Origin of the sequence: Metallococcus carri, from assembly GCF_011440275.1 — a bacterium.
GTDB lineage: Bacteria > Actinomycetota > Actinomycetes > Actinomycetales > Dermatophilaceae > Metallococcus > Metallococcus carri.
In genome coordinates this window covers 133,352-159,939 of record NZ_JAAOIV010000002.1, presented here as the reverse complement: position 1 = coordinate 159,939, position 26,588 = coordinate 133,352, and the positions used below count along the sequence as shown (strand labels likewise).

Here is a 26,588-nt window from a genome sequence, read left to right as displayed (position 1 = left end):
GAGGACTTGCATGCCCGGTCAGGAGCGCATCACCCCACAACGCCGCGACGGCGATCCCGCCGACGACGCCCCGGAGCCCGTGGCGCCCGCAGCGCAGGCGAACACCCAGGAGGTCGACAGCATGCTCGACGAGATCGACGGGGTGCTGGAGTCCAACTCCGAGGAGTTCGTGCGGGGCTTCGTGCAGAAGGGTGGCCAGTGAGCGACGACGAGGCCCGCCTGCCCGCGTCATACCTGCGTCCCGGGAGCTCGTCGTTCAACGACTTCCTGCGCGCCGAGCGCCCCGAACTCGTCCCCTCGGCCCGGCCCGTGCCGGTCGGAGAGCGGCTCGAGGCGCCGCATGGCACGACCATCGTGGCCCTGCAGTATGCCGGGGGCGTCCTCGTGGCCGGTGATCGTCGGGCGACGATGGGCAATCTCATCGCGAGCCACTCGATCCAGAAGGTCTTCTTGGCCGACGACTGGTCTGCGGTCGGCATTGCCGGCACGGCCGGTGTCGCGATCGAACTCGTGCGGTTGTTCCAGGTCGAGCTCGAGCACTACGAGAAGATCGAGGGCGCGATGCTCTCGTTGCGCGGCAAGGCCAACCGGCTCGCCTCGATGATCCGCGGCAACCTCGGCATGGCCCTGCAGGGCCTGGCCGTCGTGCCGCTCTTCGCCGGTTATGACCTCGACGACGCCACCGGCCGCATCTACTCCTATGACGTGACCGGCGGGTGTTATGAGGAGCGCGACTATCACGCGGTCGGCTCCGGGTCGCTCTTCGCCCGCGGCGCGCTGAAGAAGTTGTGGCGCCCCGAGCTGACCACCGCGGAGGCGGTCCGCACCGTGCTGGAGGCGCTCTATGACGCCGCAGACGACGACTCGGCCACCGGCGGCCCCGATCTCGGCCGGCGCATCTGGCCCACGGTCGCGCTGCTCGACGGCGAAGGTGCCCGGATGGTGCCGGATGCCGAGATCGAGGACCTGGTCGAACAGGTCGTCGCCGGCCGACGGGAGGCGGCGCGCCGATGAGCATGCCCTTCTACGTCTCGCCCGAGCAGTTGATGAAGGACCGGGCCGACTACGCCCGCAAGGGCATCGCCCGCGGTCGCGCCGTGGTCGTGCTCGCGTATGACGGCGGCATCGCCTTCGTCGCGGAGAACCCGTCCCGCGCGCTGCACAAGATCTCCGAGATCTACGACCGGATCGCCTTCGCGGCCGTCGGCAAGTACAACGAGTTCGAGAACCTTCGGGTCGCCGGCGTGCGGTATGCCGACCTGCGCGGCTATTCCTACGACCGCTCCGATGTGACCGCGCGCGGGCTGGCCAACGCCTATGCCCAGACGCTCGGGACGATCTTCACCCAGGAATCCAAGCCCTACGAGGTGGAGATCGTCGTCGCCCAGATCGGTGAGACCGCCGACCAGGACCAGATCTACCGCCTGATGTATGACGGCTCGGTCGCCGACGAGCGCGGCTTCGTCGCCATGGGTGGGGGAGCCGAACGCATCACCACCGGCCTGAAACAGGGCTGGCGACCTGGCCTGGATCTCGGCGCGGTGCTGCGCCTGGCGGTGGGCCAGCTCGGCGACGACGGGGACGCGGGGCGTGAGTTGTCCGCCGACCAGTTGGAGGTGGCGGTGCTGGACCGGCACCGCCAGCGGCGCACCTTCCGGCGCGTCTCCGGCGGTCTGCTGGAAGCTCTGCTGTCGACCGACGATCCGACGCACGACGTGCCGCCGGACGACGAAGGACCGGTCGAACCGGGGTCGCCGCCCACCGCCGAGGCGCCGGAAACCTAAGCCGGAGACAAGCCGGAGGAATAACCGGTCGAATCCTGTCGGTCGTCGGTGCGATACTTCTACGTCGAATAGTGAGAACACCTAACGACTACGGGAGGAGCGCGTCAGGTTGAGTCTCGACCAGCACCCGACCGTCCCTGGTGAGCTGATCAGCCCCTCACGGGTCGCGCCCAAAGATCGCGGCCTGCACCGCACCGACCTCGGGCGGCTGTTGCCCTACCTGCGCCCCTACCGCGCCCGGCTGATCGTCATGTTCGCGGTAGCACTCGCGTCGCTGGGGGCAACGATCGCCATACCGCTGTTCACCAAGAAGGTGATCGACGGGCCGGTCGCCCACCAGGACGTGCGGGGTCTGTGGGTGCTCGGCCTGGCCGCGCTCGGCCTGGGTGTGCTGGAGGCCGCCTTGTGGATGGCGCGGCGCTGGCTGGTGCAACTGGCCAGCACCGGGGTCGAGAACGACCTGCGCAAGGACCTCTACGCGCGGCTGCAGGTGCTGCCGATGAGCTTCCACGGCGCCTGGCAGTCCGGACAGCTGCTCTCGCGCATCATGAACGACCTGTCCGCGATGCGACGGTTCATTGGGTTCGCCGCAGTTCTGTTGATTCTCAACCTGATTCAGGTCATCGTCGTCACCGGCATCCTGCTCGCGATGTACTGGCCGCTCGGGATCGTCGTGCTCATCTCGATCGTGCCGGTCGCCGCGGCCAACCTGCACTACGAGCGGCAGTTCACCAAGGCCTCGCGCGCCGCGCAGGACCAGACCGGCAATGTCGCGACCACGGTCGAGGAGTCCGCGCTCGGTCTGCGGGTGGTGAAGTCCTTCGGCCGCGAGGACTATGTCTACGACCGCTTCGACGCCCAGGCGGTCAAGCTGCGCGACATCCAGTTGCGCAAGGTGACGATCATGTCGCGCTTCTGGACCCTCCTTGAGGTGATCCCGACCGCCGCGCTGGTCATCGTGCTCGCCTTCGGCGCCCGCGCCGTCGCCCTCGACCAGATCACGCTCGGCACACTGGTCGCCTTCATCACCTTCATGCTCAACCTGGTCTGGCCGATCGCCAGCCTCGGCTTCCTGCTGTCGATGCTGCAGGAAACCATGACTGCCTCGACCCGGGTGGTGGAGATCTTCGACGCGCCGCGCGAGATCGAGTCCACCGGCGCCGCCGAGGTCACCCCGGCCGGCCGGCTCGAGCTGCGCGATGTGGGCTTCCGCTTCCCGGGCACCGAGCAATGGGCGCTGCGGCATCTGAACCTCACCGTCGAACCGGGCCAGACCGTCGCGCTGGTCGGCGCCACCGGTGCCGGCAAGTCGGTGCTCACCTCACTCATCCCACGGCTGTATGACGTGAGCGAGGGTGCCGTGCTCATCGACGGTGTCGACGTGCGCACCTTGCCGCTGTCCACGGTGCGCCGGGTCGTCGCCACGGCCTTCGAGGACCCGACGCTGTTTTCGATGTCGGTGCGCGAGAACCTCACCCTCGGCCGGCCCGAGGCCACCGAGACCGAGATCCGACGTGCCATCGAGGTCGCCCAGGCCGGCTTCGTCGACGACCTGCCGTTCGGGCTCGACACCCGCATCGGCGAGCAGGGCATGAGCCTGTCCGGCGGTCAGCGCCAACGGCTTTCGCTGGCGCGCGCTGTCCTGTCCGACCCACGCATCCTCGTGCTCGACGACACCCTGTCGGCCCTCGACGTGCACACCGAAGCCCTCGTCGAAGCAGCGCTGCGCAATGTGCTGCACGACGTCACCGGGATCGTGGTCGCGCACCGCGCCTCGACGGTGTTGCTCGCCGACCGGGTGGCGCTGCTCGAGGGGGGCACCATCACCCACGTCGGCTCCCACGCGGAGCTGCTGGCCACCGTGCCCTCCTACCGGTTCCTGCTCGCCGCCGACGATGAGCTCGACCCCTCCCTCGCCCACGAGGAGTGCTGGGAGACCGACGAGGAGAAGCAAGCGATCGCACACGCGCACGCCACCGTCGGCATACCCGAGGACGAGGAGCGCCGGTGACCGCCACCACGCAGCCGCCGAGCACCCCCACCGAGGCGACCTGGCGCGGCAAGCTGCAGGAAGACCAGCCGGACACCTCGGTCGAGAAGACCGCCGCACCCGGCCAGGCCCGCGCGCTGCTGTGGGACCTGCTGCGGCCGCACCGCGCCACCGTGGCCGTGCTGGCGGTCGCAGTGATCGCCGAGAATGTCGCCCGGCTTGCCGTTCCGCGGCTGGTGCAGATCGGCGTCGACGACGGAGTGCCGCCGCTGCGCGACCGGCGCGACGGCTCGACGCTCACCTGGGTCATCGTCGCCCTCGTCGTCGCGCTGCTGCTGCAGGCCGGATTGCGGATGTTCTTCCTGCTGCGCTCCGGGCGGGTCGGCCAGAACGTCCTGCTCGAGTTGCGCCGCCGGGTCTTTCGGCATTTCGGCACGCTCGACGTGGCCTTCCACGACCGCTACACCTCCGGCCGGGTCGTCAGCCGCTCGACCAGTGACGTCGAGGCCATCCAGGAGATGCTGGAGAACGGTTTCGACGGGCTGATCACCGCCGTGCTCACCCTGATCGGCACCGCGATCCTGCTGCTCACGCTCGACCTGAAGCTCGGCCTGGTCTGCCTGCTGAGCTTTCCCTTCCTCGTGCTGCTCAGCCTGTGGTTCCGGCGCGAGTCGGCCGCGGCATACCGCCAAGTCCGGGAGATCTCGGCGCTGGTGATCGTGCAGTTCGTCGAGACGATGACCGGCATCAAGGCGGTGCAGGCCTACCGGCGCGAGCCGCGCAACCAGCAGATCTTCGGTGAGCTCGCCGACCGCTACCAGCAGATCAACATCCGCACGATGCGGCTGGTCGCGATCTTCATGCCCGGGGTCAAGCTGATCGGCAACCTCACCACGGGCGTCGCGCTGCTCTACGGCGGTTATCTCGCGATGCGCGGTGAGATCACGATCGGCGTGCTCACGGCCTTCCTGCTCTACCTGCGGATGTTCTTCGAGCCGATGCAGGAGATCACCCAGTTCTACAACACCTTCCAGTCGGCGACCTCCGCCCTGGAGAAGCTCGCCGTCGTGCTGGCCGAGCGGCCGGCGATCGCCGACCCGGCCACCGCGACGGCGCTGACCCAGGTCCGTGGCGAGGTCGCCTTCGAGGACGTGCAGTTCTCGTATGTCGAGGGCCGGCCGGTGCTCCCGGGTCTGGACCTGCGCATCCCCGCGGGGCAGACCGTCGCGCTGGTCGGCACGACCGGGGCGGGGAAGACGACCATCGCCAAACTGATGGCGCGGTTCTACGACCCGCAGCACGGCCGGGTGACCCTCGATGGCCACGACCTGCGCTCGCTGGACCAGCAGGACCTGCGGCGGCACGTGGTGATGGTGACCCAGGAGAACTTCATGTTCGAAGGCACTGTTGCCGACAACATCCGCTTCGGCCGGCCGGAGGCGACCGATGAGCAGGTCCGCGCCGCGGCCGCCGCGGTGGGCGCGGCGGCCTTTATTGAGGCGCTGCCGGAGGGCTACGCCACCGATGTCGCCAAACGTGGTGGCCGGCTGTCGGCCGGCCAGCGGCAGCTGGTCGCCTTCGCACGCGCGTTCCTCGCCGACCCGGATGTCCTGATCCTGGACGAGGCGACCTCCTCGCTCGACATCCCGAGCGAACGGCTGGTGCAGCGGGCGCTGCGCACGATCCTCGCCGACCGCACCGCGGTGATCATCGCCCACCGGCTGTCCACCGTGGAGATCGCCCACCGGGTGCTGGTGCTCGAGCACGGCCGGGTGCTGGAGGACGGCCCGCCGGCCGAGCTCACCAGCGCCGACGGTGGCCGGTATGCCGCTCTGCACCGCGCCTGGGTGGAATCGCTCGCCTGATCAGCGGGTGCGCAGCAGCTCGGTGATGAGCGCGGCCTCCTCGGCTGGTGCCAGACCCGCGGCGGGCGGGCGACGCGGCCCGGTGGTGCGCTCCCAGGCGAGCACGTCGGCGAAAGTCTCGGCGAGCGGCCGGATCGTGAGCCTGGCGCGGGCGGCGGCACTGCGGTCGACGGTCATCATCCCGGCCAGTTGCGGCCACGGGAGCCACAGTGGCAGCGACCGCGGGCCGGCCCAGTGCTCGACCCGGTGCTCGGTGAGCCAGCCCGGTTCGGCGCCGACAGTGGGTCCGGTGTGGCCGGCGACCCGGCGCGCGGTCGCGATGGCGGCCGCGAGCGGCACCGCCGGGCCGGTCGCGTTGAAAACTCCGGCGATCCGCTCGGTGCCGCAGCGCAGCAGCCAGCCCGCGAGGTCACGCACGTCGATCAGCTGCACCTGGGCGTCCGGGTCGTGGGGGACCAGCACCGCACCGTCCGGGCGCGACGGCTGGGCGAACCGCGACGGCCAATAACCGGTGCGCCCGGTGTGATCGCCCGGGCCACCGATGAGTCCCGCCCGGGCGATCGTGACGCGCTCCCCGTCAAGCCGGCCGGTGAGGAGTTGCTCGCATGCCACCTTGGCGGCGCCGTAGACCTCGGGCGTGTAGTCCGTGCCGCGCCAGGGATCGTGCAGCGGTGCGTCCTCGGCCGCATGCATCGCCGCCGGGCTGGCATCGGCATACACGTTGATGGTGGACACGAACACCCAATGCCGCACCCGATCGGCAAGAGCGTCGAGCGCGGTCCGCACCAGGAGGGGATCGCGGGCGACGTCCACGAGCAGGTCGAACTCACCGGTGACCCCGGCATACCCCTCGGTGGTGCGGCGGTCGCCGCGGACCAGCTCGGCACCCGGCGGCACCGCGCCCGACTCGCCCCGCGCGAGGCAGACCACCTCGTGACCGGCGGCCACGGCCTCCGTGGCGACCTCGCCGCCCAACCAGGCGGTCCCGCCCAACACCAGCACTCGCATGGGTCCACCTCACCACCGTCGACCGCTCGGTGAGAAGCCGCGTTCGCTCAGGGCGGATGGTCGCGCCGTTCGCGGCCGGGCGGCACATAGGGTTGAGCCCATGCAGCGGCGGATCTTCGGCATCGAGACCGAGTACGGCGTCACGTGCACCTCGGGTGGCACGCGGCGACTCACTCCGGATGAGGTGGCGCGCTATCTGTTCCGCCGGGTCGTGAGCTGGGGCCGATCCAGCAATGTCTTCCTCGCCAACGGTGCGCGGCTCTATCTGGACGTGGGCAGCCACCCCGAATACGCCACCGCCGAATGCGACGACGTGCGCGAGACCGTCGTGCAAGACAAGGCCGGCGAGCGGGTGCTGGTCGACCTGGCAGCCGACGCACAGGCCCGGATGGCCGAGGACGAGATCCTCGGCGACCTGTTCATCTTCAAGAACAACACCGACTCCGCGGGCAACTCCTATGGCTGCCACGAGAACTACCTGGTCGGCCGGGCGGGGGAGTTCTCCCGTATGTCGGAGATCCTCATCCCGTTTCTCATCAGCCGCCAGATCACCTGCGGTGCGGGCAAAATCGCCACGCTCGGCAACCGGCCGACCTATTGCGTCAGCCAGCGCGCCGATCACATCTGGGAGGGCGTGAGCAGCGCGACCACCCGCAGCCGGCCGATCATCAACACCCGGGACGAGCCGCATGCGGATGCCGAGCACTACCGGCGGTTGCACGTCATCGTCGGCGACTCGAATATGTCCGAGACGACCACCTTGCTCAAACTCGGTTCGGCGCACCTGGTGCTGCAGATGATCGAAGAGGGCGTGGTCATGCGAGACCTCGCGCTGGAGAACCCGATCCGGGCGATCCGCGAGATCAGCCACGACATCACCGGGCGGCATCCGGTGCGGCTGGCCAACGGACGCGAGATGTCCGCCCTGCAGATGCAGACCGAGTTCCTCGAACGCGCGCGCACCTTCGTCGAGCGGGCCGGGCAGCAGGACGACACCACCAAGCGGGTGATGGACCTGTGGGAGCGCACCCTCACCGCGATCGAGACCGACGACCTGTCGCTGGTCGACACCGAGATCGACTGGGTCATCAAGCGCAAGCTGCTCGACGCCTACAGCGCCCGGCACGGGCTGGCCCTCGACGACCCGCGGATGCTGCAGCTGGACCTGACCTACCACGACATCAAGCCCGACCGCGGTCTGTTCTATCTGCTGCAGCGGCGCGGCCAGGCCGCCCGGGTGTGCACCGACGAGGAGATCGCGCACGCCGTCGACCACCCGCCGCAGACGACCCGGGCCAAGCTGCGCGGCGACTTCATCCGCACCGCCCAGCAGTTCCGGCGCGATTTCACCGTCGACTGGGTGCACCTGAAGCTCAACGATCAGGCTCAGCGCACCGTCCTGGTGAAGGACCCCTTCGCGGCCGAGGACCCGCGGGTGCAGCGCCTCATCGACGCGATGAACGACCGCTGAGCGGGTTCGCATCCCGGGTCCGCTCCGGTCGGCCCAGCCGCGCGGGTTATGGTGAACCGCCCAGCACCCCGACTCTTTGAGGTTCTTCGTGCGCATCACCACTGCCCGCGCGCTCGCCGCCGGCATCGTCCCGATCGTCCTGCTCACCGGTTGTGGCAGCGACAAGAAGTCGACCAGCCCGAGCTCGTCGACGTCAGCCAAGCCGTACACCGTGCCCGCGAACCAGGTGTCGGCGATGAGCACGATCACGGTCGACAACAAGAACCCCAAGGCGCCGAAGGTCGGGCTGACCAAGAAGCCCTTCCACGTCAACAAGACAACGACCGAGGTGCTCACCCAGGGCACCGGCGCCACGGTGGGCCCGAACGACATCGCCTATATCGAATACACCGCGATCGACGGCACCACCGGCAAGTCGCTGGTGAACAACTTCGGCAAGCAGCCGTTCGGGGTCAAGGTGGACGACCCGCAGCAGTTCCCCGGCCTGGTCAAGGCGCTCAAGGGTGCCAAGGTCGGCACCGTGCAGAAGGTCGCGGTGCCGCCGTCGGACGGTTTCGGCACCTCCGGCAGCCAGGAACTCGGTGTCGCGCCCACCAGCTCGATCATCTTCTACCTCAAGATCGACAATGCCGCGCCGGTGCTCAAGGAGGCGACCGGCAAGGCGGTCACCCCGCCCGCCGACCTGCCCAAGGTCAGCGTGCCCAAGAACAACGCCAAGCCCGCCACGGTGACCATCCCCAAGGGCAAGGACAACAAGCCGGCCAAGGCGCCGACCAAGCTGGTCTCCCAGGAGTTGATCCAGGGCACCGGCATGCAGGTCAAGGAGAACCAGAACGTCATGGTCGCCTACACCGGCCTGATCTGGGGCACCGGCAAGGTGTTCGACTCCTCGGCCAGCCGAGGTGAGCCGGCCACCTTCCCGCTGTCGAAGCAGGGCATGATCCCCGGCTTCATCAAGGGTCTAGTCGGCAAGAAGGTCGGCAGCCGGGTGCTGTTGGTGCTGCCGCCGTCGGAGGGCTACGGCGCGGCCGGCCAGCCGCAGGCCGGCATCAAGGGCACCGACACCCTGGTCTTCGTCGTCGACATCCTCGCGATCGCCTAAGGAGCACGCCGTGCCATTCGACCCCAACACCACCAAGCCCGAGATCGACTTCCCGGGTGACACCCCGCCCACCGAACTCGTCATCGAGGACATCACCGAGGGCGACGGCCCGGTGGCCGAGGCCGGTCACCAGATCAAGGCGCACTATGTCGGTGTCGCCTGGTCCACCGGTGAAGAGTTCGACGCCAGCTGGAACCGTGGCGCGCCGCTGGAGTTCCAGCTCGGCGTCGGCCAGGTCATCCCCGGCTGGGACCAGGGCATCCAAGGCATGAAGGTCGGCGGCCGCCGCAAGCTGGTCATCCCGCCGCAGCTGGCGTATGGCGAGCGTGGCGCCGGTGGTGCCATCGGCCCGAACGAGACGCTGATCTTCGTGGTCGACCTCGTCGCCACCAACAAGCCGGGCGCCGGCTCCGCCTTCGGCCTGCGCTGACCCCCGGCTCTCTCTCGCTGGTTGAGCAAGCGAGCGAGGAACGAGTGAGCGCGTCGAAACCGCGCCCACCTCGAAAGCACGTATGCCGGGCCTGGTGTTGGTTTCGAGGCGGCCTCGTCCCTCGGCCTTCCTCAACCAACGAGATGGCGGGCGTGGTTTCGAGGCGGCCTCGTCCCTCGGCCTTCCTCAACCAACGAGATGGCGGGCGTGGTTTCGAGGCGGCCTCGTCCCTCGGCCTTCCTCAACCAACGAAAGCTCGGCCCTTGCTCAACCACCGAAAGGTGGTCCTTGTTCAACCAACGAGTGGGTCGTACGCATGTGCGACTCGATCCGTTAGGTTGGGACCATGCCTGCTGCGTCCACGGCCGCCAAGACCGAGCGCCTGCTCAACCTGGTCATCTGCCTGCTCTACACCCGGCAGCCGCTGACGAAGGCGCGCATCCGCGACGCCGTCCCGCAGTATGGCGAGGTCGCCAGCGACGAGGCCTTCGACCGGATGTTCGAGCGCGACAAGGACGAGCTGCGCGACCTCGGCATACCGCTGCGCACCGAAGCGGTCGACCCACTGTTCGACGGTGAGCCCGGCTACCGGATCGACCGGCGTGAGTACGCCTTGCCGGAGATCCACTTCGAGGCCGACGAGCTCGCCGTGCTGGGTCTGGCCAGCCGCACCTGGCAGCAGGCCAGCCTCGCCGGCCCGGCGACCACGGCGCTGCGCAAGCTCGAGGCGGCCGAGGTCGAGCGCGATTCCGATTCGCTCGTCGGGCTGGAGCCGCGGGTGCGCACCGTCGAGCCGGCCTTCACCCCGCTCAAGGACGCGGTGGTGGCCCGCCGTGCCGTCACCTTCGACTACCGCAAGGCGGGCGCCGAGCCCGAGCGGCGCCGGGTGCAGCCCTGGGGCGTCGCCAACTGGCACGGCCGGTGGTATCTCACCGGCCACGACCTCGACCGGGGCGCGCCACGCGTGTTCCGCCTCGGCCGGATCAGCGGGCCGGTGACCGCGCAGGGCAAGCCCGCGGCATACGACGTCCCCGCCGATCACGACCCGACCACGATGATCGCCGGCACCGAGGTCGAGCGCGAACCGCAGCCGGCGATCCTGCAGGTCCGCACCGGCAGCGGCCACACGCTGCGCCGCCGGGCGCGCACCGTCGGCGAGGTCGATGACCAGTGGAGCCAGCTCGACCTGGACTACACCGACACCGAGATGTTCGCCGACGAGATCGCCGGTTTCGGTCCCGCTGTGCGTGTCGTGCAACCCGCCGAGCTGCGCGAGGCCGTCATACGACGGCTGCGAAATGCGTTGCAGCGCAACGAAGAAGGGGAGTGACGCGGATGCCCAACGAAAGCGCCACAGCGCGGCTTGGCCGCCTGCTCACCATGGTGCCGTGGCTGATGAACCGCCAAGGCATCGACATCGATGAGGCAGCCCGCGAGCTCGGCGTGAGCCGTCAGCAGATCGAGGCCGACCTGGAGCTGCTGTTCGTCTGCGGCACACCCGGTCACCTGCCCGACGACCTCATCGAGGCCGAGTGGGAGGGCGGCAAGGTGTTCCTGCGCAATGCCGACACGATCGCCCGGCCGTTGCGGCTCGGGCTCGACGAAGCCCTCGCTCTCATCGTGGGGCTGCGCACCCTGGCCGCGGTGCCCGGGCTCGGCGAACGCGACGCGGTCGACCGCGCGCTGGCCAAGCTCACCGGGGCGACCGGGGGAGTCGAGGGTGCCGACCGGATCCGGGTGGCACCCACCGCCGATGACGCGGCCGCCCGCTGGCTGCAGCCGCTGCAGGGCGCGGTGCGCGACCGTCACCGGGTCCACCTGAGTTATCTGGTCGCCTCGCGCGATGAGACGACCGACCGCGATGTCGATCCGATGCGCGTCTTCCTCGCCGAAGGCCAGTGGTATCTCGAGGGCTGGTGCCACCGCGCGGAGGCCGTGCGATTGTTCCGGCTGGACCGGATCGATGATCTGCAGGTGCTCGACACCGACGGCACCCCGCCGCCCGAAGCGACCGCGCGCGATCTCGACGCCGCGGTCTTCCAGCCCGCGCCGGATGACTACACCGCGACCTTGTCCCTGCAGCGCGAGGCCGCGTGGGTGGCCGATTACTACCCGACCGAGAGTGTGGAGTCCGCGCCCGACGGCAGCTTGACCGTGCGGCTGCGCACCGGCGACCTGCGGTGGCTGCGCCAGCTCGTATGGCGGCTCGGCGGCTCCGCGCGCGTGCTCGCCCCGCAGGAGCTGCGCGACGACGTGATCGCCGGGGCGCAGGAGGCGCTGGCGGCATACGAGACGTAGGCGAGGGCGCGCCGACAGGTGATCCGGGCCGTGGCCGCGATCACGTAGCATGGTTGACGCGTCCGACCCGGGCGCCAACCGACGATCAAGGACTCACTCTCATGCGTGCGCTCGAGCCCTGGCACATCATCATCCTCGTTCTGGTCATCGTCATCCTCTTCGGCTGGAAGAAGCTGCCCGACGCCGCACGCAGCCTCGGTCGCTCCGCTCGGATCCTGAAGTCGGAGATGGGCGAGATGAAGAAGGACGCCGCCGGCGAGACGGTCCCGGGGGAGAAGGTCGACCCGCGCACCCAGCAGGCCCCACCGGCCAGCGCCCAGGCCAACGCGCAGGCCGGTCACCCGCAGGGTTTCCCCCAGCAGCCCGGTCAGCACGGCGACACCCCGCAATACCCCGGCTCCACCGGCTCGTCCTCCTGATCCGCGGCGGTCATGGCGCTGCTGGGCCGTAAGGACAACCCCGAAGCCCGGATGTCGCTCGGGGAGCACTTCCGCGAATTCCGGCGCCGGCTGCTGATCTGCGCGATCGCCATTGTGATCGGCGGGTTTTGGGGATGGTCGATCTACGACTCGACCATCGTGCCGTGGTTCGAGGCCCCCCTGGCCTATGTGCGCAGCGAGCACCACTACGCCAACGCGGGCGTGCTCAATTACAGCGCCAATGGCGTTTCCGAAGCCTTCGGCATCAAGCTGAAGATCGCGCTGTGGTTCGGTGTGCTGGTCGCCAGCCCGATCTGGTTGTGGCAGATCTGGGCCTTCCTCGCACCCGGCCTGACCCGCAAGGAGAAGCGCACCGGCGTGCTCTTTCTCGCCGTCGCCGTCCCACTGTTCGCACTCGGCTGCTGGGCAGCCAACCTCGGCCTGCCGAATGCGGTGGACTTCCTGCTCGGCGCCACCCCGGACACCCCCGGCAGCGCCAATCTCACCGATGCGCAGAAGTACGTCAGCTTCGTCACCAAGTTCATCCTGGTCTTCGGCCTGGCGTTCCTGCTGCCGGTCTTCCTGGTCGGCCTCAACATGGTGCGGGTGCTCCCGGGCCAGGTCATGCTCAAGGGCTGGCGGGTCGCGGTCATGCTCATCGCGGTCTTCTGCGCCGTGATGTGCCCGGCGCCGGACGCCTGGTCGATGCTGGCGCTGATGATCCCGATGATCATGCTGTACTTCATCGCGGCCGGCATCTCGGTCCTGCTCGACAAGCGCCGCGAGAAGGAGCGTCCGGCATGGCTCGACGTGCCCGACGACCAGACTTCCGCCGTCTGAGCCGTCGCGCTGGTTAGCCTGGCGGCATGACCGGCGCAGAACGACTCAGCACTCCGGCCCGCCGGTTCGACAGCAGTCACCTCGAGCGGTTCGCCGCGAGCTACGACTTCCCGCTCGACCCCTTCCAGCAGCAGGGTTGCGCCGCGGTCCAGGACGGGCGTGGCGTGCTGGTCGCCGCGCCCACCGGCGCCGGCAAGACCGTGGTGGGTGAGTTCGCGGCATACCTCGCCTTGAACAGCGGGCGCAAATGCTTCTACACCACGCCGATCAAGGCGCTGTCGAACCAGAAGTATGCCGATCTGGTCGCCCGCCACGGCGCCGACAAGGTCGGTCTGCTGACGGGTGACTCCTCGATCAACGGGGAGGCACCGGTGGTCGTGATGACCACCGAGGTGCTGCGCAACATGCTGTATGCCGAATCGCCCACCCTGGCCGGTCTCGGCTTCGTGGTGATGGACGAGGTGCACTATCTCGCCGACCGGTTCCGCGGCGCGGTCTGGGAGGAAGTCATCATCCAGCTGCCGGAGGCGGTGCAGCTCATCGCCCTGTCGGCCACTGTCAGCAACGCCGAGGAGTTCGGCGACTGGCTGCGCGAGGTCCGCGGCGACACCTCGGTCATTGTCGAGGAGCACCGGCCGGTGCCGCTGTGGCAGCACATGATGGTCGGCCAGCAACTCTTCGATCTGTTCGCCGATCGCGACGGTGACGATCGCTTGCGGATCAATCCCGTTCTGCGGCAACGGATTCAGCGGCTGCGTGAGGACCGCCGCGGGCAACGGCTCGACGAGGGCGCACCGCGGGGCAGGCGCGGTCGCGAACGGCACGGCCGAGGCGGACCCGTCCGGGCCGGCCGCCCGCCGCGTGGCCCGAGCCGGGCGGAAGTCATCGAGGCCTTGGATCGCGACGGCCTGCTGCCGGCGATCACCTTCATCTTCAGCCGGGTCGGTTGCGAGGCCGCCGTGTCTCAGCTGCTCGCCTGGGGGCTGCGGCTGGTGCCGCCGGAGGAGGGTGAGCGCATCCGCCGGCTGGTCGAGGAGCGCGTCCGCGATCTGCCCGAGGAAGACCTGACGATCCTCGGTTACTGGGACTTCGTCGAGGGGCTGAGCCGCGGCTTCGCGGCGCACCACGCCGGCATGCTGCCGACCTTCCGCGAGATCGTCGAGGAGTTGTTCATCGCCGGGCGGATCCGGGCGGTCTTCGCGACCGAGACCCTCGCCCTCGGGGTGAACATGCCCGCCCGCACCGTCGTGCTGGAGAAGCTGGTCAAGTTCAACGGCGAGACGCACGCACCCGTGACGCCCGCCGAGTTCACCCAGCTCACCGGGCGAGCCGGCCGCCGTGGCATCGACGTCGAGGGGCATGCCGTCGTCCTCTACGGCCGGGACGCCACTCCGGAGGAGGTCGGCGGCCTGGCGAGCACCCGCACCTATCCGCTGCGCTCCAGCTTCGTGCCGACCGCGAATATGGCGGTCAACCTCGTCGACCGGCTCGGGCGCGGCACCGCGCGCAGCACCCTCGAGGCGTCCTTCGCGCAGTTCCAGGCCGACCGGTCGGTGGTGGGGGTGGCCCGCACGATCGCCAAGAACGAGGAGGGCCTCGAGGGATATGCCGAGGCGATGCGTTGTCACCTCGGCGATTTCGCCGAATATGCCGCGCTGCGCCGCGAACTGTCCGACGCCGAGAAGGCGGCCAGCCGCGCTCGCAGCGCCAGCCGCCGGGCCGCAGCCGCGGTCTCGCTGACCGAGTTGCACCCGGGCGACGTGATCCGGGTGCGCGATGGCCGACGGGCCGGGCTCGCGCTGGTGCTCAGCATGGACACCCCGCGGCGTGGTGACCCACAACCGTTCGTGCTCACCACGGGCGGGCGCACGCACCGGCTCACCGAGTCCGACCTGGACGGCCCGGTGGCGCCGATCATGCAGCTGCCGGTGCCCAAGCGGTTCAACCACCGCGACCGCAAGGCTCGGGCCGATCTCGCGGCGACGTTGCGCGCCAAGGCTCCCCGCGACCCCGGGCCGACCGAGCAGCCGCCGGTCGACGACGGCGACGAGGCCGCGCGCGAGCAGGTGGCCCGGCTGCGCGAGCAGGTCCGCGCGCACCCGTGCCACGACTGCCCCTACCGCGAGCAGCACGCCCGCTGGGCCGAGCGTTGGTGGCAGCTGCACCGCGAGACCGAGGGATTGCGCCGCAAGGTCGACAGCCGCACCCACACCGTCGCGCGCACCTTTGACCGGGTCTGCGACCTGCTCGGCGAGCTCGGCTATCTCACCGACGACGGGCAGCGGGTCACCGAGGACGGCCGGATGCTGCAGCGCATCTATGCCGAGAAGGACCTGCTCGTCGCCGAATGCCTGCGCCAAGACGTATGGCGTGGCCTGGACGCGCCCTCGCTCGCGGCGGTGGTGAGCGCCCTCGTGCACACCTCGCGGGGCGACGGGCCCGACCCCGACCCGCGCATCCCGTCCAAGGAGGTCGGGCAGGCGATCGACACCGCCCACGATGTGTGGGCCGGGCTGGTCGAGCGCGCGGCCCGGCACCGGCTCACCCCGATGGCCGAGCCCGACCCCTCGATCGTCTGGCCGGTGCACCGCTGGGCGGCCGGCGGCCGGCTGGAGACGGTCCTGCGCGGCAGCGATCTGTCCGCCGGGGATTTCGTGCGGCGGTGCAAGCAGATCGTCGACCTGCTCGACCAGGTGGCCGACGCGGCGCCCGACGACGCTCTGCGCCGCACGGCGAAGACCGCCGTCGATGCGGTCATGCGCGGTGTGGTCGCCGCCGACCGGCTGGACTGAAGCCCCGGCAGGCACCGCCTGGCAGGATGAAGGCATGGGGATCTCCAGCAAGCAGCTCACCTCGGGCGAGCACGTCGTGCTCGCGATGCGCACCCACGTCAAGAAGATCTTCGGCCCGATCCTGCTGCTGATCGCGATGCTCGCCCTTGTGGCCGCCGCGCTGATCTGGTTGCCGCAGAACGATTTTCGCCAGTGGCTCCTGCTCGCGATCGGGATCGCTGCGCTGCTCATCGTGATCGTCTGGGTGCTGGTGCCGATCTGGCGATGGCGCAGCCAGCAGTACGTCATCACCAACCGGCGACTCATCACTCGCTCGGGCATCCTCACCAAGAGCGGCCGCGATATCCCGCTCTTCCGGATCAACGACGTGTCCTACGAGAAGGGCCTGCTCGACCGGGTGCTCGGCTGCGGCACGCTCGTGGTCTCCGACGCCTCCGAGCAAGTGCCGCTGCGCCTCACCGATGTCCCACGCGTCGAGCACGCCCAAGTCACGCTGCACGAGCTGCTGTTCAGCCAGGAGGATGGCGCCGACGACGACGGCGCGTACGCACCCGGTGAGCCGCGGATGCGAGCGCGCGGTCGGCGCGGCGGTGCCCCGGCATACGGCGGGTTCGAGGACACCGGCTATGACCCGAGGTATGACGAGTCACCGGACTACCGCTCGGGTTATGAGCAGGGGCTGCGCGACGGCGGTGCGACGCGACCGTTGCCGCGGCAGGAGCCTTAGTCCCGGGCCAGCGCCGCCACCACCCGGCGGGCGGGGCTGCCCAGGCCGTAGGTCTCCACCAGGTCGGCCAGTGCCTCGGGGTCCCGCGGCGCGGCCGGCAGCGAGGTGTCCAGGTCGGCGGGCAGCGGCGCGTCCGGCGCGACCTGCACCACCGCGGGCGCGACATCGAGGTATGCCGCAGCCTCCTCCAGCCGGGTGCGCCGCGCCCCCTTGATCTGCGGGTCGCCGTCGGCCAGTGCGGCCCGCACCCCGGCCAGCGTGCCGTACTGCGCGATGAGTTGTGCTGCGGTCTTCTCACCGATCCCGGCCACCCCGGGCAGGCCGTCGCTGGTGTCTCCGCGCAGCACGGCCATGTCGGCATACGCCTGGCCGGTGGCGACGCCATACGCCGACTGCAGATAGGACTGGTCGACGATCTGCGGGTCCCGCACGCCGCCCTTGGCGGTGTAGAGGATGCGCACCGAGTTCGCGTCGTCGGCGAGCTGGAACAGGTCACGGTCGCCGGTCACCACGTCGATCGGCCCGCTGCCGCGGCGGGTGTGCACGAGCGTGCCGATCACGTCGTCAGCCTCATAACCGGGCACCCCGAGCCGGCAGATGCCGAGCGCGGCAAGCACCTCCACGATCACCGGCACCTGGACGTTGAGATCCTCCGGCACCTCCTCGCCGCCGTCCTCGGAGACCCGGTGCGCCTTGTATGACGGGATCGCGGACACGCGGAACTCCGGGCGCCAGTCGTCGTCCCAGCAGGCGACGAGATCGGTCGGTCGCTCGCGCTCCACCAGGGTGGCGATCATGTCGAGGAAGCCGCGCACGGCATTGGTGGGCGGCTCTCCGGGGCGGGTGCGGCGGTCCGGCACGCCGAAGAACGCACGGAAGTACAGACTCGCGGAATCCAGCAGCAGCAGCCTCGGTGTCATGGGCCCATGCTGCTCTACGGTGGCCCCATGGAGGAACTGGACCGGCGGATCGTTGCGGTGCTGGCACGAGACGGGCGGCGCAGTTTCACCGATCTCGGCAAGGACACCGGCCTGTCCGTGTCGGCCGTGCACCAGCGCGTGCGGCGGCTGGAGGAGCGCGGCGTGCTGCAGGGTTATGCCGCGCGGATCGACCACGAGGCGGCCGGTCTGCCGCTGACCGCGCTGGTGTCGATCACTCCTGTCGACCCGGCGGCGCCGGACGACATCCCCGACCGGTTGCGGGAGGTGTCGGCGATCGACTCGTGCTTCTCGGTGGCAGGGGAGGAGAGTTACGTCCTCAAGGTGCGGGTGAGCGGCCCGCAGGAACTCGAGGAGTTGCTCGCCACCATCCGGTCGCGCGCCGGCGTCACCACGCGCACCACGGTCGTGCTGAGCACGCCGTGGGAGGACCGCAGCGCGCTGCCGGAGTGAGCCTCATCGCGCGATCGGTGCCGTGCTCGCACCGGTGACGCGCAGCAGGTCGGCCGGCGACAGTTCCAGGTCGGTGCCGCGCCGGCCGCCGCTCACCAGCACCCGCTCGTGGCTCATGGCCGACCCGTCGACGATCGTCAACAAGGGGCGCTTCTGGCCGATCGGGCTGACGCCGCCGAGCACATAACCGGTCGTTCGCTCGACCAGTTGTGGCTCGGCGAGGGTGGCGCGCTTGGCACCCACCGCGTGGGCCAGCGCCTTGAGGTCGAGTTGGCGGTGCACCGGCACCACCGCGACCACCAGACCCTTGTCCTGTGATCGATCCGTTTGTGCCACAAGGGTTTTGAAGACAATCTCCGTCGGCTCACCCAGTGCCTCGGCGGCTTCCAGACCGTATGACGGTGCGCTCTCGTTGTGCTCGTAGGTGCGCACCTCGAAGGCCACGCCCGCCTCGCGCAGCACCCGCGTCGCGGGCGTCCCAGCCGTGTCAGCGCCGGCTCGCTTGGCCATGCCACCTCCCCGCGGCGTGTCGGCTGCGACACGCCGCGCACACATCAAAATTTCGGTCAATTCCTCGCCCGCAGCGTGCGCGCTGACCTGCAGCGATGTGCGTTGTCGCAGGTCAGCACCACTTTGACACTAACCCACGGTGCAGTAACTTGGCGTGCACGACAGATGGGCCCCGCATCTAGTAGATAACGTGCGCAAGTCTTTGCGTATTGGTCCCAACGATGCCATGGGGCCCATCTGCATGTCCGGGCACCGGTGGTCACAACCGGCTCACTTAGGCTGTGCCGGTGATCGTCCGTCTGGCCGCTGCCGCCCTGGGCGGACTCGCCCTGTGGCTCTCCTTTCCCGACACCGCCTGGTGGCCGCTCGCTCCCGTCGGCGTCGCGCTGCTCGCCCTCGCCACCCGCGGCGTGCGGACCCGGGCCGGGCTGCTGCTGGGGTTCGTCGCCGGCCTCACCTACTTCCTGCCCGTGCTGCACTGGAGCGGCATCTACGTCGGCAACCTGCCCTGGATCGCGCTCGGCGTCACCGAGGCCCTCTACCTCGCCGCGATGGGCGCCGGCTGCGCGTGGGCCCAGCAGCACGACTGTCGCGGGCGTCGGCTCACCGACGCGCGGGTCCGTCCGCTGCTCATTGCGCTGATGTGGGTGCTGCAGGAGACCGTGCGCTCGAACTGGCCGTTCGGTGGGCTGCCCTGGGCGCGGCTGGCGTGGTCGCAGGCGGGTGCGCCGCTCTCATCGCTCGCCTCGGTCGCCGGGGCACCCGGGCTCACCTTCGCCGTCGCTCTCGTCGGCGGCCTGCTCGCCGCCGCGGTCCAGGCCCTCGTGCGCACGTATGCCGCCCGCGGCGGCTTCCGCTCGACCCTGCGGCCCGTGGTCGTCCCGGTGGCCGGCGCGGTCGCGGTGTTTGTCGCAGCCCTTGCCTGGCCGGTGCCCACGGCCGGAAAACCGTTGCAGGTCATTGGGATTCAGGGCAATGTCCCCACCGCGGGCCTTGACTTCAATGCCCAGCGCCGCGCGGTGCTGGACAACCACGCGAAGGTGACCGCGCAGGCAACCAACGACATACGCGCCGGCCGGATGCCCAAGCCCGATCTGGTCGTGTGGCCGGAGAACTCCTCCGATATCGACCCCACCCGCAACGCCGACGCCGCGACCGAGATCATCCGCGCGGTGGCCGGCATCGGCGCCCCGACGATCGTCGGCGCGGTCGTCCAGGAGCCGGCGCCCAAGGTGTCCAACACCTCGATGCTCTATGAGCCGGGCCGCGGATTGGTGGCCCGCTATGTGAAGCAGCACCCGGTGCCCTTCGCCGAATACATGCCCTATCGCTCGTTCTTCCGGCTCTTCAGCGACAAGGTGGACCTGCTCACCACCGACTTCACCGCCGGCAAGACACCCGGGGTGTTCCGGGTGCCGACCGCGACAGCGGGCACCGTCGGGGTGGGCCCGGTGATCTGCTTCGAGGTCGCCTACGACGGTCTGGTGCGAGCACCGGTCGAGCGCGGCGCGCAGCTGATCGTGGTGCAGACCAACAACGCGACCTTCGGCTATACCGCCGAGTCGACCCAGCAACTCGGCATCTCCCGCATCCGCGCGATCGAGCACGGCCGCTCGGTGATGCAGATCTCCACGGTCGGCGTCAGTGCGCTGATCACCCCGGACGGCGTCCCTCATGACACCTCGTCGCTTTTCACCGCAAAGGTGTTGGCGGGGCAGTTACCGTTACGCTCGACACTCACCCTGGCCGACCGGTGGGGGAATCGGCCAGAGATCGTCGCGGACCTGCTGGCGGTCGGACTGCTGGCCGCCCCCGTGGTCGTCCGGCGCTCGCGTCGCCGCGAGACCGCCGCACGATCTGCCCACTGACCGAAAGAGAGACGGCTTGTCGCCCGTGCACACCGCTGGCCCGATCGAACGCGTGCTCGTGCTCGTGCCGACCTACAACGAGGTCGACAATCTCGAGCGCATCGTGCGGCGCATTCGCTCGAGCGTGCCGGACGCCGATGTGCTCGTGATCGACGACAACTCGCCGGACGGCACCGGCGACCTCGCCGACAAACTCGCCGAAGCCGACGCCCGCGTGCGCGTTCTGCACCGCGCCGGCAAAGAGGGCCTGGGCAAGGCCTATCTGGCCGGCTTCGCGTGGGGACTGGAGCGCGACTACGACGCGCTGGTCGAGATCGACGCCGACGGATCGCATCCGGCCGAGGTGCTGCCGCGGATGATCGCGGCCGCCGCCGACGCCGATCTGGTGATCGGGTCGCGCTGGATGAAGGGCGGCAGCGTCGTCAACTGGCCCAAATCGCGCGAGTTGCTCAGCCGTGGGGCGAACCTGTATGTCCGGGCCGCTCTCGGCACCGCGGTGCGCGATGCGACGGCGGGCTTTCGGGTCTACCGCGCCGAGACCCTGCGCACGATCGACGTGCAGTCGGTCACCTCGCAGGGCTACGGCTTCCAGATCGACCTCACCTGGCGCACGTTGCGCGCCGGCCTGACGATCGTGGAGATCCCGATCCAGTTCGTCGAACGCGAGATCGGCGTGTCCAAGATGAGCGGCAACATCATCAGCGAGGCCTTCCTCGCCGTCGCCGCCTGGGGCGCCGAGCACCGCCTGGCCCAGGCGCGCGCTTTGCTGGAGCGGAGGGCGTCGTGACCGGCATACCGACCCGCCGCCGCCCGCGCTGGCTGACCTGGCTGTTCCTCGCCCTGCTGGTCGCCCCGATCGTTGAGATCGCGGTCATCGTCGCGGTCGGGCGCACCATCGGCGGCTGGCAGACCTTCGGCCTGCTGCTGATCTGGTCGCTCATCGGCGCGTGGCTGGTGCGGCGGGAGTGGGGCCACGCGTGGGGAGCGCTCAGCACGGCCCTGCGCACCGGGGCGATGCCGGCGCGCGAACTCAGCGACGCCGCGCTGGTGCTCGTCGGGGGAGTGCTGTTGCTGACGCCGGGCTTCGTGACCGACCTGTTCGGTCTGTTCCTGCTGCTGCCGTTCACCCGGCCGGTTTCGCGCGGCATCCTGCAGGCCGCCGTCGCCCGTCGCGTCCTGGCCGGAGCCGGCCCGGCCTTCCCCGGTGGGATGCCGTATGCCGGTCCCGGCGCCGACCCGCGGAGCGGTCGGCCCCAGCGGTCACCGGCCAGCGATGACGTGATCGAAGGCGAGATCGTCGACGAGGACTGAACCGGCGCGCCGGCATACGGCCAGAGGAAAAAACGCAAGGGCCCCGCGACCGGATCGGTCACGGGGCCCTTCGGCAGCTCTGGCTCAGGCGCTGCGCTTGGACTTCGGCTTCACACCACGGGAGGCCCGCAGCAGGGTGAGGCGCTCCTCGAGCAGCTCTTCGAGCTCGGGGATCGACCGGCGCTCGAGCAGCATGTCCCAGTGGGTGCGCTGCGGCTTGACCGCCTTGCGCTCCGGCTCGGGACCGTCGATGAGCTTGGCCTCGGCGCCGCAGCGGCACTCCCACAGCGCCGGCACCTCGGCCTCGACCGAGAACGGCAACTCGATCATGTGGCCGTTCGCGCATTCGTAGCGCACCATCTGGCGCTCGCTGAAGGTGACGCCCTCGTCGCTCTCGTGCGACAGGGTGCTGAGGTTGGTGCCTCGCAAGGATCGCTCTGCCATGACTCACTCCTACCCGTCGTTGACCTCGCCCGCCCGCGACGGAGCTCGGTGTTCTGCTTGCTGCAACGCATCGGAACCCCCCGGTGTTCCGCGAAGTTCGACAACACCACCCGCCCCGATGAGGAGGATGGTGTCGCAATGACAGACGAACAAGCCGGGCGAAAGGTTGCATCCGCGGGGCCCGGTGACTCCTCAGACGATCCGCGGTGCGACATTCCCCACATCGGCGATGCCCCGCCGCACGTCGACCCGGCGCAACAGCAGCCCGCCCACCGCGAAGAAGATCACCAGAGCGATGATCGACAGCCGGTAGTCGTGGAACACCTGGTAGACCAGGCCGAAGACGAAGGTGCCGAGCCAGCTCGTGCCCCGCTCCATCGCCTGGTAGAGGCTGAAGAACTCCGCCTCCTTGCCGTGCGGGATGAGATGGCTGTAGAGCGAGCGCGACAGCGACTGGCTGCCGCCCAGCACCAGCCCGATCGCCACGGCGAGCACCAGCCACAGCGGGAAGTTGCGGGCCGGCAGGAAGAAGGCGGCGATGAGCACGACGGTCCACCAGGCCAGGCTGGCGAGCACGACCTGCTTGGCCGGGAAGCGGCGCGCCAGCCGGCCGAAGGCGAGCGCGCCACCGAAGGCGACGAATTGCACCAGCAGGATGGTGATGATCAGTTGGCTCTCGCTGAGCTTGAGCTGGAATTTGCCGTAGATCGTGGCCGCGGCGATCACGGTCTGCACGCCGTCGTTGAAGAAAAGATAGGCGATGAGGAAGCGCCAGGTCTGCGGATAGCTGCGCAACTCGGCGAAGGTGCGCCGCAGCTGGGTCAGGCTCGACCCGCTGGTGCCTTCGCTCATCGCGGGCAGATGGTCCAGGCGCACCACGGTCGGCAGCGAGAACACCAGCCACCACAGGCCCGCCACGAAGAAGATGATCCGGACCGCGGTCGAGGTGTCGAGACCGAAAGTGCCCGGTGCCTGCACGACACCGAGGGAGAGAGCGAGCAGCAGCCCGCCTGAGGCGTAGCCGAACGCCCAGCCCGTCGTCGACACCCGGTCGCGGTCGTCGGGCGGGGTGATCCGGCACATGATCGCGTTGTAGATGGTGAGCGAGGCGATCATCGCCACCGTCGTCGCGATGAGCAGCAGGCACGCCAGCTGCCAGCGGGTGCCGGTGATCAGGCACATCGCCATGGCGCACAGCGACCCGACGAGGGCGAGCGCGCCGAGCATCCGGGTGGGGCGTTTGGCGCGATCGGCATACGACCCGAAGAAGACGATCGCGATCGCGGCCAGGATGGTGGCCACGGTCGTCGTGAACGGCACGAGCGATCCCGGAGCGATGCCCAGGCCGAGCACCGACAGCGTGTTCTGGCAGTCCTGGTCGGCCGGCTGGGTCGGGCAGGCGGCCCGGTTGGCGACCGAGGTGACATAGGGCCCGAAGAGCACGGTGATGCTGACCGTGAGATAGCCGGTGACGGCCCAGTCGTACCAGTACCACGACCGCTGCAGGCGGCGCTCCTGCGGCGTCGAGGCGTGCGCGATGTCGGGTGCGGCACTGGTCACGGGTGAACTGTGTCACAGGCCGCGCCGTCGACGCGGGCGGACGCTCACAACACGCCTGGCGGCGACCGATTACCGTGGGCACGGCAACGCAGCGGAGAAGGGGATAGGGCCCGTGAGTGACAGGCAGGACCGCGCCGGCACCCGCTTCGGCCCCTACGAATTGCGCAGCCTGATCGGCCGCGGCGGGATGGGCGAGGTCTACCAGGCCTACGACACCACCAAGGAGCGCACGGTCGCGCTCAAGCTGCTGCCGGTCGACCTGGCGCGCGACCCGGCATACCGCGCCCGATTCCGGCGCGAGGCGCTGACGGCAGCCCGGCTGCAGGAACCGCACGTCATCCCGATCCACGACTTCGGCGAGCGCGACGGCGTGCTCTATATCGACATGCGCTTGGTCCGCGGCCGCAACCTGCGCCAGCTGCTGGACCGTGGCCAGGCGATGGTCCCCGGGACCGCCCTCGAGCTGGCCCGCCAGGTCGCGGCCGCGCTCGACGCCGCGCACGCCGACGGGCTGGTGCACCGGGACGTGAAGCCGGAGAACGTCCTGGTCACCGCGGACGGCTTCGCCTATTTGGCCGACTTCGGCATCGCGGCCCGCGCCGACGACACCCGCCTGACGCAGGACGGCAGCGCGGTGGGTTCGATCGCCTATATGGCGCCGGAGCGGTTCTCCGATCGTCCGGTCGGCCCGGCTTCGGATGTCTACTCGCTCGCCTGCGTGCTCTTCGAACTGCTGACCGGCAGCTCGCCGTTCAAACGGGCCACTTCGCCGGCGCAGATCGCCGCCCACCTGTATGACGACCCGCCGCGTGCCAGCGAGCTGCGCCCCGAGCTGCCGCGGGCGATCGACACGGTGCTGCACCGGGCGCTCGCCAAGGACCCCGGTCAGCGGTACGCCACGGCACGGGCCTTCGTCGAGGACGCCGATCTGGCGCTGCGTGACGCGCGCGTGCCGGACCTGTCCGGCCCGACGGTCTCGCGGCCGTTCCGGCCCGGCGGCGCGATCGCCGACGAGGCGGCGCTCACCCAGGGTGCTCCGGTCCGGCGGGTGCCGGCTGCGGAGCCCGAGCCACCCATCGAGCGGGTGCAACCGGCGCCATTGGCCGAGTCGCGCCGGCGCGGCCGAGGGCTCGGCCTGCTCGCGGCCCTCGTGGCGCTCGCCATGGTCGTGGCCGGCGGTGTCGCCGCCTATCAGCGGTGGGGTCCGGGGTCAGCGACGGCGGCGGGCCCCAGCCGTCTGGCCGGGCTGCCCACCACAACGTCGAGCACCGCGCCACCGACGACCACGCCGGGCCCGAGCAGCACGAGCACGACGACCGCCCCGCCGCCGCCTGCCACGGTCCCTCCGGGGGATGGTTACGACGTCTACGGCTGGCGCACGGCTGCCTACGCCCGTTGTCACACACCGGATCTGGCGCAACTGGTGATGCGCACCGCCTCCGCGCAGGTCTCGATCTGCACCGGCGCCACCGGCGTGCAGTACTACCGCAGCTCGGTCAGCGACGGCACCCACATCGAGATTCCTGGCGCCTATCGCACCGCCGACGGGTGGGCCGTGACCAACAACGGTTATCTCTACCTGCTGACCAAGGACTCCCTCGCGATCAACAGGGGTGGCTCGCAGGTGTTCAACGAGACCACCACGGTGTGGGCAACGGCGGAGCCACAATGAGCACAGCCGGTCCGACCAACAGCCTCGTCGACGTGCCTGGGCTGCGCGTGGGTCACCGCACGCTGGACGACCGCGGCCGGCTGACCGGTGTGACGGTGGTGTCGACCGGCCCGGACGGTGCCGTGGCCGGGGTGGACGTGCGAGGCGGGGGACCGGGCACGCGCGAGACCGATGCTCTGGACCCCCGCAATCTGGTCGACCGGGTGCACGCGGTCGTGCTGTCCGGTGGCTCCGCCCTCGGCCTCGGCACCGCTGACGGCGTCGCAGGCGCATTGCTCGCCGATGGGATCGGGTGGCCGATCGACACTGGCGTCCAGTCCGGGGTCGTGCCGATCGTGCCCGCAGCGATCGTCTTCGACCTGGGTCGTGGCGGGGCCTGGGATGGTTATCCGCGCCCTGAGGACGGTGCTGCCGCCCTACGCGCGGCAACGGATTCGGCTGTGCCACAAGGGAATGTCGGCGCCGGCACCGGCGCCAAGGCCGGTCCGCTCAAGGGCGGGGTCGGCAGTGCCTCGGTGGTGCTGCCCGGAGGTGGCACCGTCGCCGCGTTGGTCGTCTGCAATGCGGTTGGGTCGCCGGTCGATCCGGCCACCGGAGAGTTGTATGCCGTCCGCTCCGGCGTCGCGCTGCCCGGAGAGTTCGCGGTGCGCCGGCCGGATGACGCCGACGTGACGGCAGCGCAATCGGCATACGCCCCGCCGACGCAAGGACCCGGTCAGGCGACGACGCTCGCGGTGGTGGCGACCGACATACGGCTGAGCAAGGCGCAGTGCGCGAAATTCGCCGGAGTCGCCCATGACGGCATGGCTCGGGCGCTGCGCCCGGTGCACTCGATGTTCGACGGTGACACGGTCTTCGGCCTGTCGACCTGCGCACGCGAGACCCCCGACGCGGTCGGGCTGGTGCAGCTGATGGAGGCCGGCGCCGACTGCGTCACCCGGGCGATCGCGCACGCCGTGCTCGCCGCCGAGCCGGTCGATCGCAGCAGCGACGGGGGAGTGGCGCTGCCGTCCTGGCGATCGCTCTACCCGAGCGGCGTCGGGCAACCGTAGGCGCTTGCGCGTGCAGCCGCCGACCGGCTCAAACTCGTTGCGGCGCAATGGGAT

The 26,588-nt window shown here is 69.9% G+C and carries 25 protein-coding genes; 20 read left to right on the top strand and 5 right to left on the bottom strand.

The genetic code is table 11. The annotated features are described in order from the left end of the window. The first annotated feature begins 10 nt into the window (after positions 1-10). From G9U51_RS03320 to G9U51_RS03300, 5 genes are all read left to right on the top strand, one after another. Positions 11-202, top strand: coding sequence for a ubiquitin-like protein Pup (locus G9U51_RS03320; protein WP_166193126.1), 192 nt, complete (start codon positions 11-13; stop codon positions 200-202). Beyond that, positions 199-1,014 carry a proteasome subunit beta gene (gene prcB, locus G9U51_RS03315; RefSeq protein ID WP_166193123.1) on the top strand — a complete coding sequence of 272 codons (816 nt, stop codon included), beginning with the start codon at positions 199-201 and terminating at the stop codon, positions 1,012-1,014. The genes G9U51_RS03320 and prcB overlap by 4 nt, the downstream gene beginning before the upstream one ends. After that, positions 1,011-1,784 carry a proteasome subunit alpha gene (prcA, locus tag G9U51_RS03310; protein WP_166193120.1) on the top strand — a complete coding sequence of 258 codons (774 nt, stop codon included), beginning with the start codon at positions 1,011-1,013 and terminating at the stop codon, positions 1,782-1,784. The genes prcB and prcA overlap by 4 nt, the downstream gene beginning before the upstream one ends. Positions 1,785-1,893: 109 nt before the next feature. Then, complete coding sequence (locus tag G9U51_RS03305) at positions 1,894-3,795, top strand: ABC transporter ATP-binding protein (protein WP_235945435.1); 1,902 nt, start codon at positions 1,894-1,896, stop codon at positions 3,793-3,795. Next, the gene (locus G9U51_RS03300) at positions 3,792-5,639 is read left to right on the top strand and encodes an ABC transporter ATP-binding protein (RefSeq protein WP_328823289.1); all 1,848 of its coding nucleotides are present in this window, start codon (positions 3,792-3,794) and stop codon (positions 5,637-5,639) included. Before G9U51_RS03305 ends, G9U51_RS03300 begins: the two co-directional genes overlap by 4 nt. Here G9U51_RS03300 and G9U51_RS03295 read toward each other — a convergent pair whose 3' ends face one another. After that, entirely contained in the window at positions 5,640-6,647 is a 1,008-nt protein-coding gene (locus G9U51_RS03295) for an NAD-dependent epimerase/dehydratase family protein (RefSeq protein WP_166193117.1), read from the bottom strand. 100 nt (positions 6,648-6,747) lie between these two features. Here G9U51_RS03295 and pafA point away from each other — a divergent pair, with 100 nt between their 5' ends. The 9 genes from pafA (at position 6,748) to G9U51_RS03250 (ending at position 16,726) form a co-directional block, all read left to right on the top strand. Continuing rightward, positions 6,748-8,118 carry a Pup--protein ligase gene (pafA, locus tag G9U51_RS03290; RefSeq protein ID WP_166193114.1) on the top strand — a complete coding sequence of 457 codons (1,371 nt, stop codon included), beginning with the start codon at positions 6,748-6,750 and terminating at the stop codon, positions 8,116-8,118. 88 nt (positions 8,119-8,206) lie between these two features. Further along, on the top strand, positions 8,207-9,220 hold the full coding sequence (locus tag G9U51_RS03285) for an FKBP-type peptidyl-prolyl cis-trans isomerase (protein WP_166193111.1): 1,014 nt from the start codon (positions 8,207-8,209) through the stop codon (positions 9,218-9,220). A gap of 10 nt (positions 9,221-9,230) precedes the next feature. Next, a complete protein-coding gene (locus tag G9U51_RS03280; protein ID WP_166193108.1) occupies positions 9,231-9,650 on the top strand; it encodes an FKBP-type peptidyl-prolyl cis-trans isomerase in 420 nt (139 codons plus the stop codon). A 346-nt stretch (positions 9,651-9,996) separates the two neighbouring features. Next, positions 9,997-10,980 (top strand): helix-turn-helix transcriptional regulator, encoded by a 984-nt coding sequence (locus G9U51_RS03275; protein WP_166193105.1) that lies wholly within the window; start codon positions 9,997-9,999, stop codon positions 10,978-10,980. 5 nt (positions 10,981-10,985) lie between these two features. Further along, positions 10,986-11,948, top strand: a complete 963-nt coding sequence (locus G9U51_RS03270) for a helix-turn-helix transcriptional regulator (RefSeq protein ID WP_166193102.1) — start codon at positions 10,986-10,988, stop codon at positions 11,946-11,948. A gap of 101 nt (positions 11,949-12,049) precedes the next feature. Further along, positions 12,050-12,367, top strand: a complete 318-nt coding sequence (tatA, locus tag G9U51_RS03265; protein ID WP_166193099.1) for a Sec-independent protein translocase subunit TatA — start codon at positions 12,050-12,052, stop codon at positions 12,365-12,367. 12 nt (positions 12,368-12,379) lie between these two features. Further along, on the top strand, positions 12,380-13,207 hold the full coding sequence (gene tatC, locus G9U51_RS03260) for a twin-arginine translocase subunit TatC (protein ID WP_235945433.1): 828 nt from the start codon (positions 12,380-12,382) through the stop codon (positions 13,205-13,207). Between the two features lie 26 nt (positions 13,208-13,233). Then, on the top strand, positions 13,234-15,999 hold the full coding sequence (locus G9U51_RS03255; protein WP_166193096.1) for a DEAD/DEAH box helicase: 2,766 nt from the start codon (positions 13,234-13,236) through the stop codon (positions 15,997-15,999). Positions 16,000-16,033: 34 nt separating this feature from the next. Further along, positions 16,034-16,726 (top strand): PH domain-containing protein, encoded by a 693-nt coding sequence (locus G9U51_RS03250; protein WP_166193093.1) that lies wholly within the window; start codon positions 16,034-16,036, stop codon positions 16,724-16,726. Here G9U51_RS03250 and G9U51_RS03245 read toward each other — a convergent pair. Further along, positions 16,723-17,646, bottom strand: coding sequence for a 5'-3' exonuclease (locus G9U51_RS03245; RefSeq protein ID WP_166193090.1), 924 nt, complete (start codon positions 17,644-17,646; stop codon positions 16,723-16,725). The genes G9U51_RS03250 and G9U51_RS03245 overlap by 4 nt on opposite strands. A gap of 27 nt (positions 17,647-17,673) precedes the next feature. Between G9U51_RS03245 and G9U51_RS03240 the strand changes: the two genes are divergently transcribed. Continuing rightward, complete coding sequence (locus G9U51_RS03240) at positions 17,674-18,117, top strand: Lrp/AsnC family transcriptional regulator (RefSeq protein ID WP_166193087.1); 444 nt, start codon at positions 17,674-17,676, stop codon at positions 18,115-18,117. 3 nt (positions 18,118-18,120) lie between these two features. Here the strand turns inward: G9U51_RS03240 and ybaK are convergent, their stop codons facing one another. Continuing rightward, positions 18,121-18,627, bottom strand: coding sequence for a Cys-tRNA(Pro) deacylase (gene ybaK / locus G9U51_RS03235; protein WP_166193084.1), 507 nt, complete (start codon positions 18,625-18,627; stop codon positions 18,121-18,123). A gap of 287 nt (positions 18,628-18,914) precedes the next feature. Between ybaK and lnt the strand changes: the two genes are divergently transcribed. Genes lnt through G9U51_RS03220 form a run of 3 tightly spaced genes read left to right on the top strand, consistent with a single transcriptional unit; the run spans position 18,915 to position 21,806 of the window. Beyond that, entirely contained in the window at positions 18,915-20,495 is a 1,581-nt protein-coding gene (gene lnt, locus G9U51_RS03230) for an apolipoprotein N-acyltransferase (RefSeq protein WP_328823287.1), read from the top strand. A 16-nt stretch (positions 20,496-20,511) separates the two neighbouring features. Beyond that, entirely contained in the window at positions 20,512-21,282 is a 771-nt protein-coding gene (locus G9U51_RS03225; RefSeq protein WP_166193078.1) for a polyprenol monophosphomannose synthase, read from the top strand. Continuing rightward, on the top strand, positions 21,279-21,806 hold the full coding sequence (locus G9U51_RS03220; protein ID WP_328823286.1) for an FxsA family protein: 528 nt from the start codon (positions 21,279-21,281) through the stop codon (positions 21,804-21,806). Before G9U51_RS03225 ends, G9U51_RS03220 begins: the two co-directional genes overlap by 4 nt. Before the next feature lie 84 nt (positions 21,807-21,890). Here G9U51_RS03220 and G9U51_RS03215 read toward each other — a convergent pair whose 3' ends face one another. Continuing rightward, positions 21,891-22,250, bottom strand: coding sequence for an RNA polymerase-binding protein RbpA (locus G9U51_RS03215; RefSeq protein WP_166193075.1), 360 nt, complete (start codon positions 22,248-22,250; stop codon positions 21,891-21,893). Between the two features lie 192 nt (positions 22,251-22,442). Then, positions 22,443-23,810, bottom strand: a complete 1,368-nt coding sequence (locus tag G9U51_RS03210) for an MFS transporter (protein WP_328823285.1) — start codon at positions 23,808-23,810, stop codon at positions 22,443-22,445. Between the two features lie 112 nt (positions 23,811-23,922). Between G9U51_RS03210 and G9U51_RS03205 the strand changes: the two genes are divergently transcribed. Beyond that, the gene (locus G9U51_RS03205; protein ID WP_207947985.1) at positions 23,923-25,482 is read left to right on the top strand and encodes a serine/threonine-protein kinase; all 1,560 of its coding nucleotides are present in this window, start codon (positions 23,923-23,925) and stop codon (positions 25,480-25,482) included. Next, positions 25,479-26,534 (top strand): P1 family peptidase, encoded by a 1,056-nt coding sequence (locus tag G9U51_RS03200; protein WP_166193069.1) that lies wholly within the window; start codon positions 25,479-25,481, stop codon positions 26,532-26,534. The genes G9U51_RS03205 and G9U51_RS03200 overlap by 4 nt, the downstream gene beginning before the upstream one ends. Positions 26,535-26,588 lie beyond the last annotated feature (54 nt).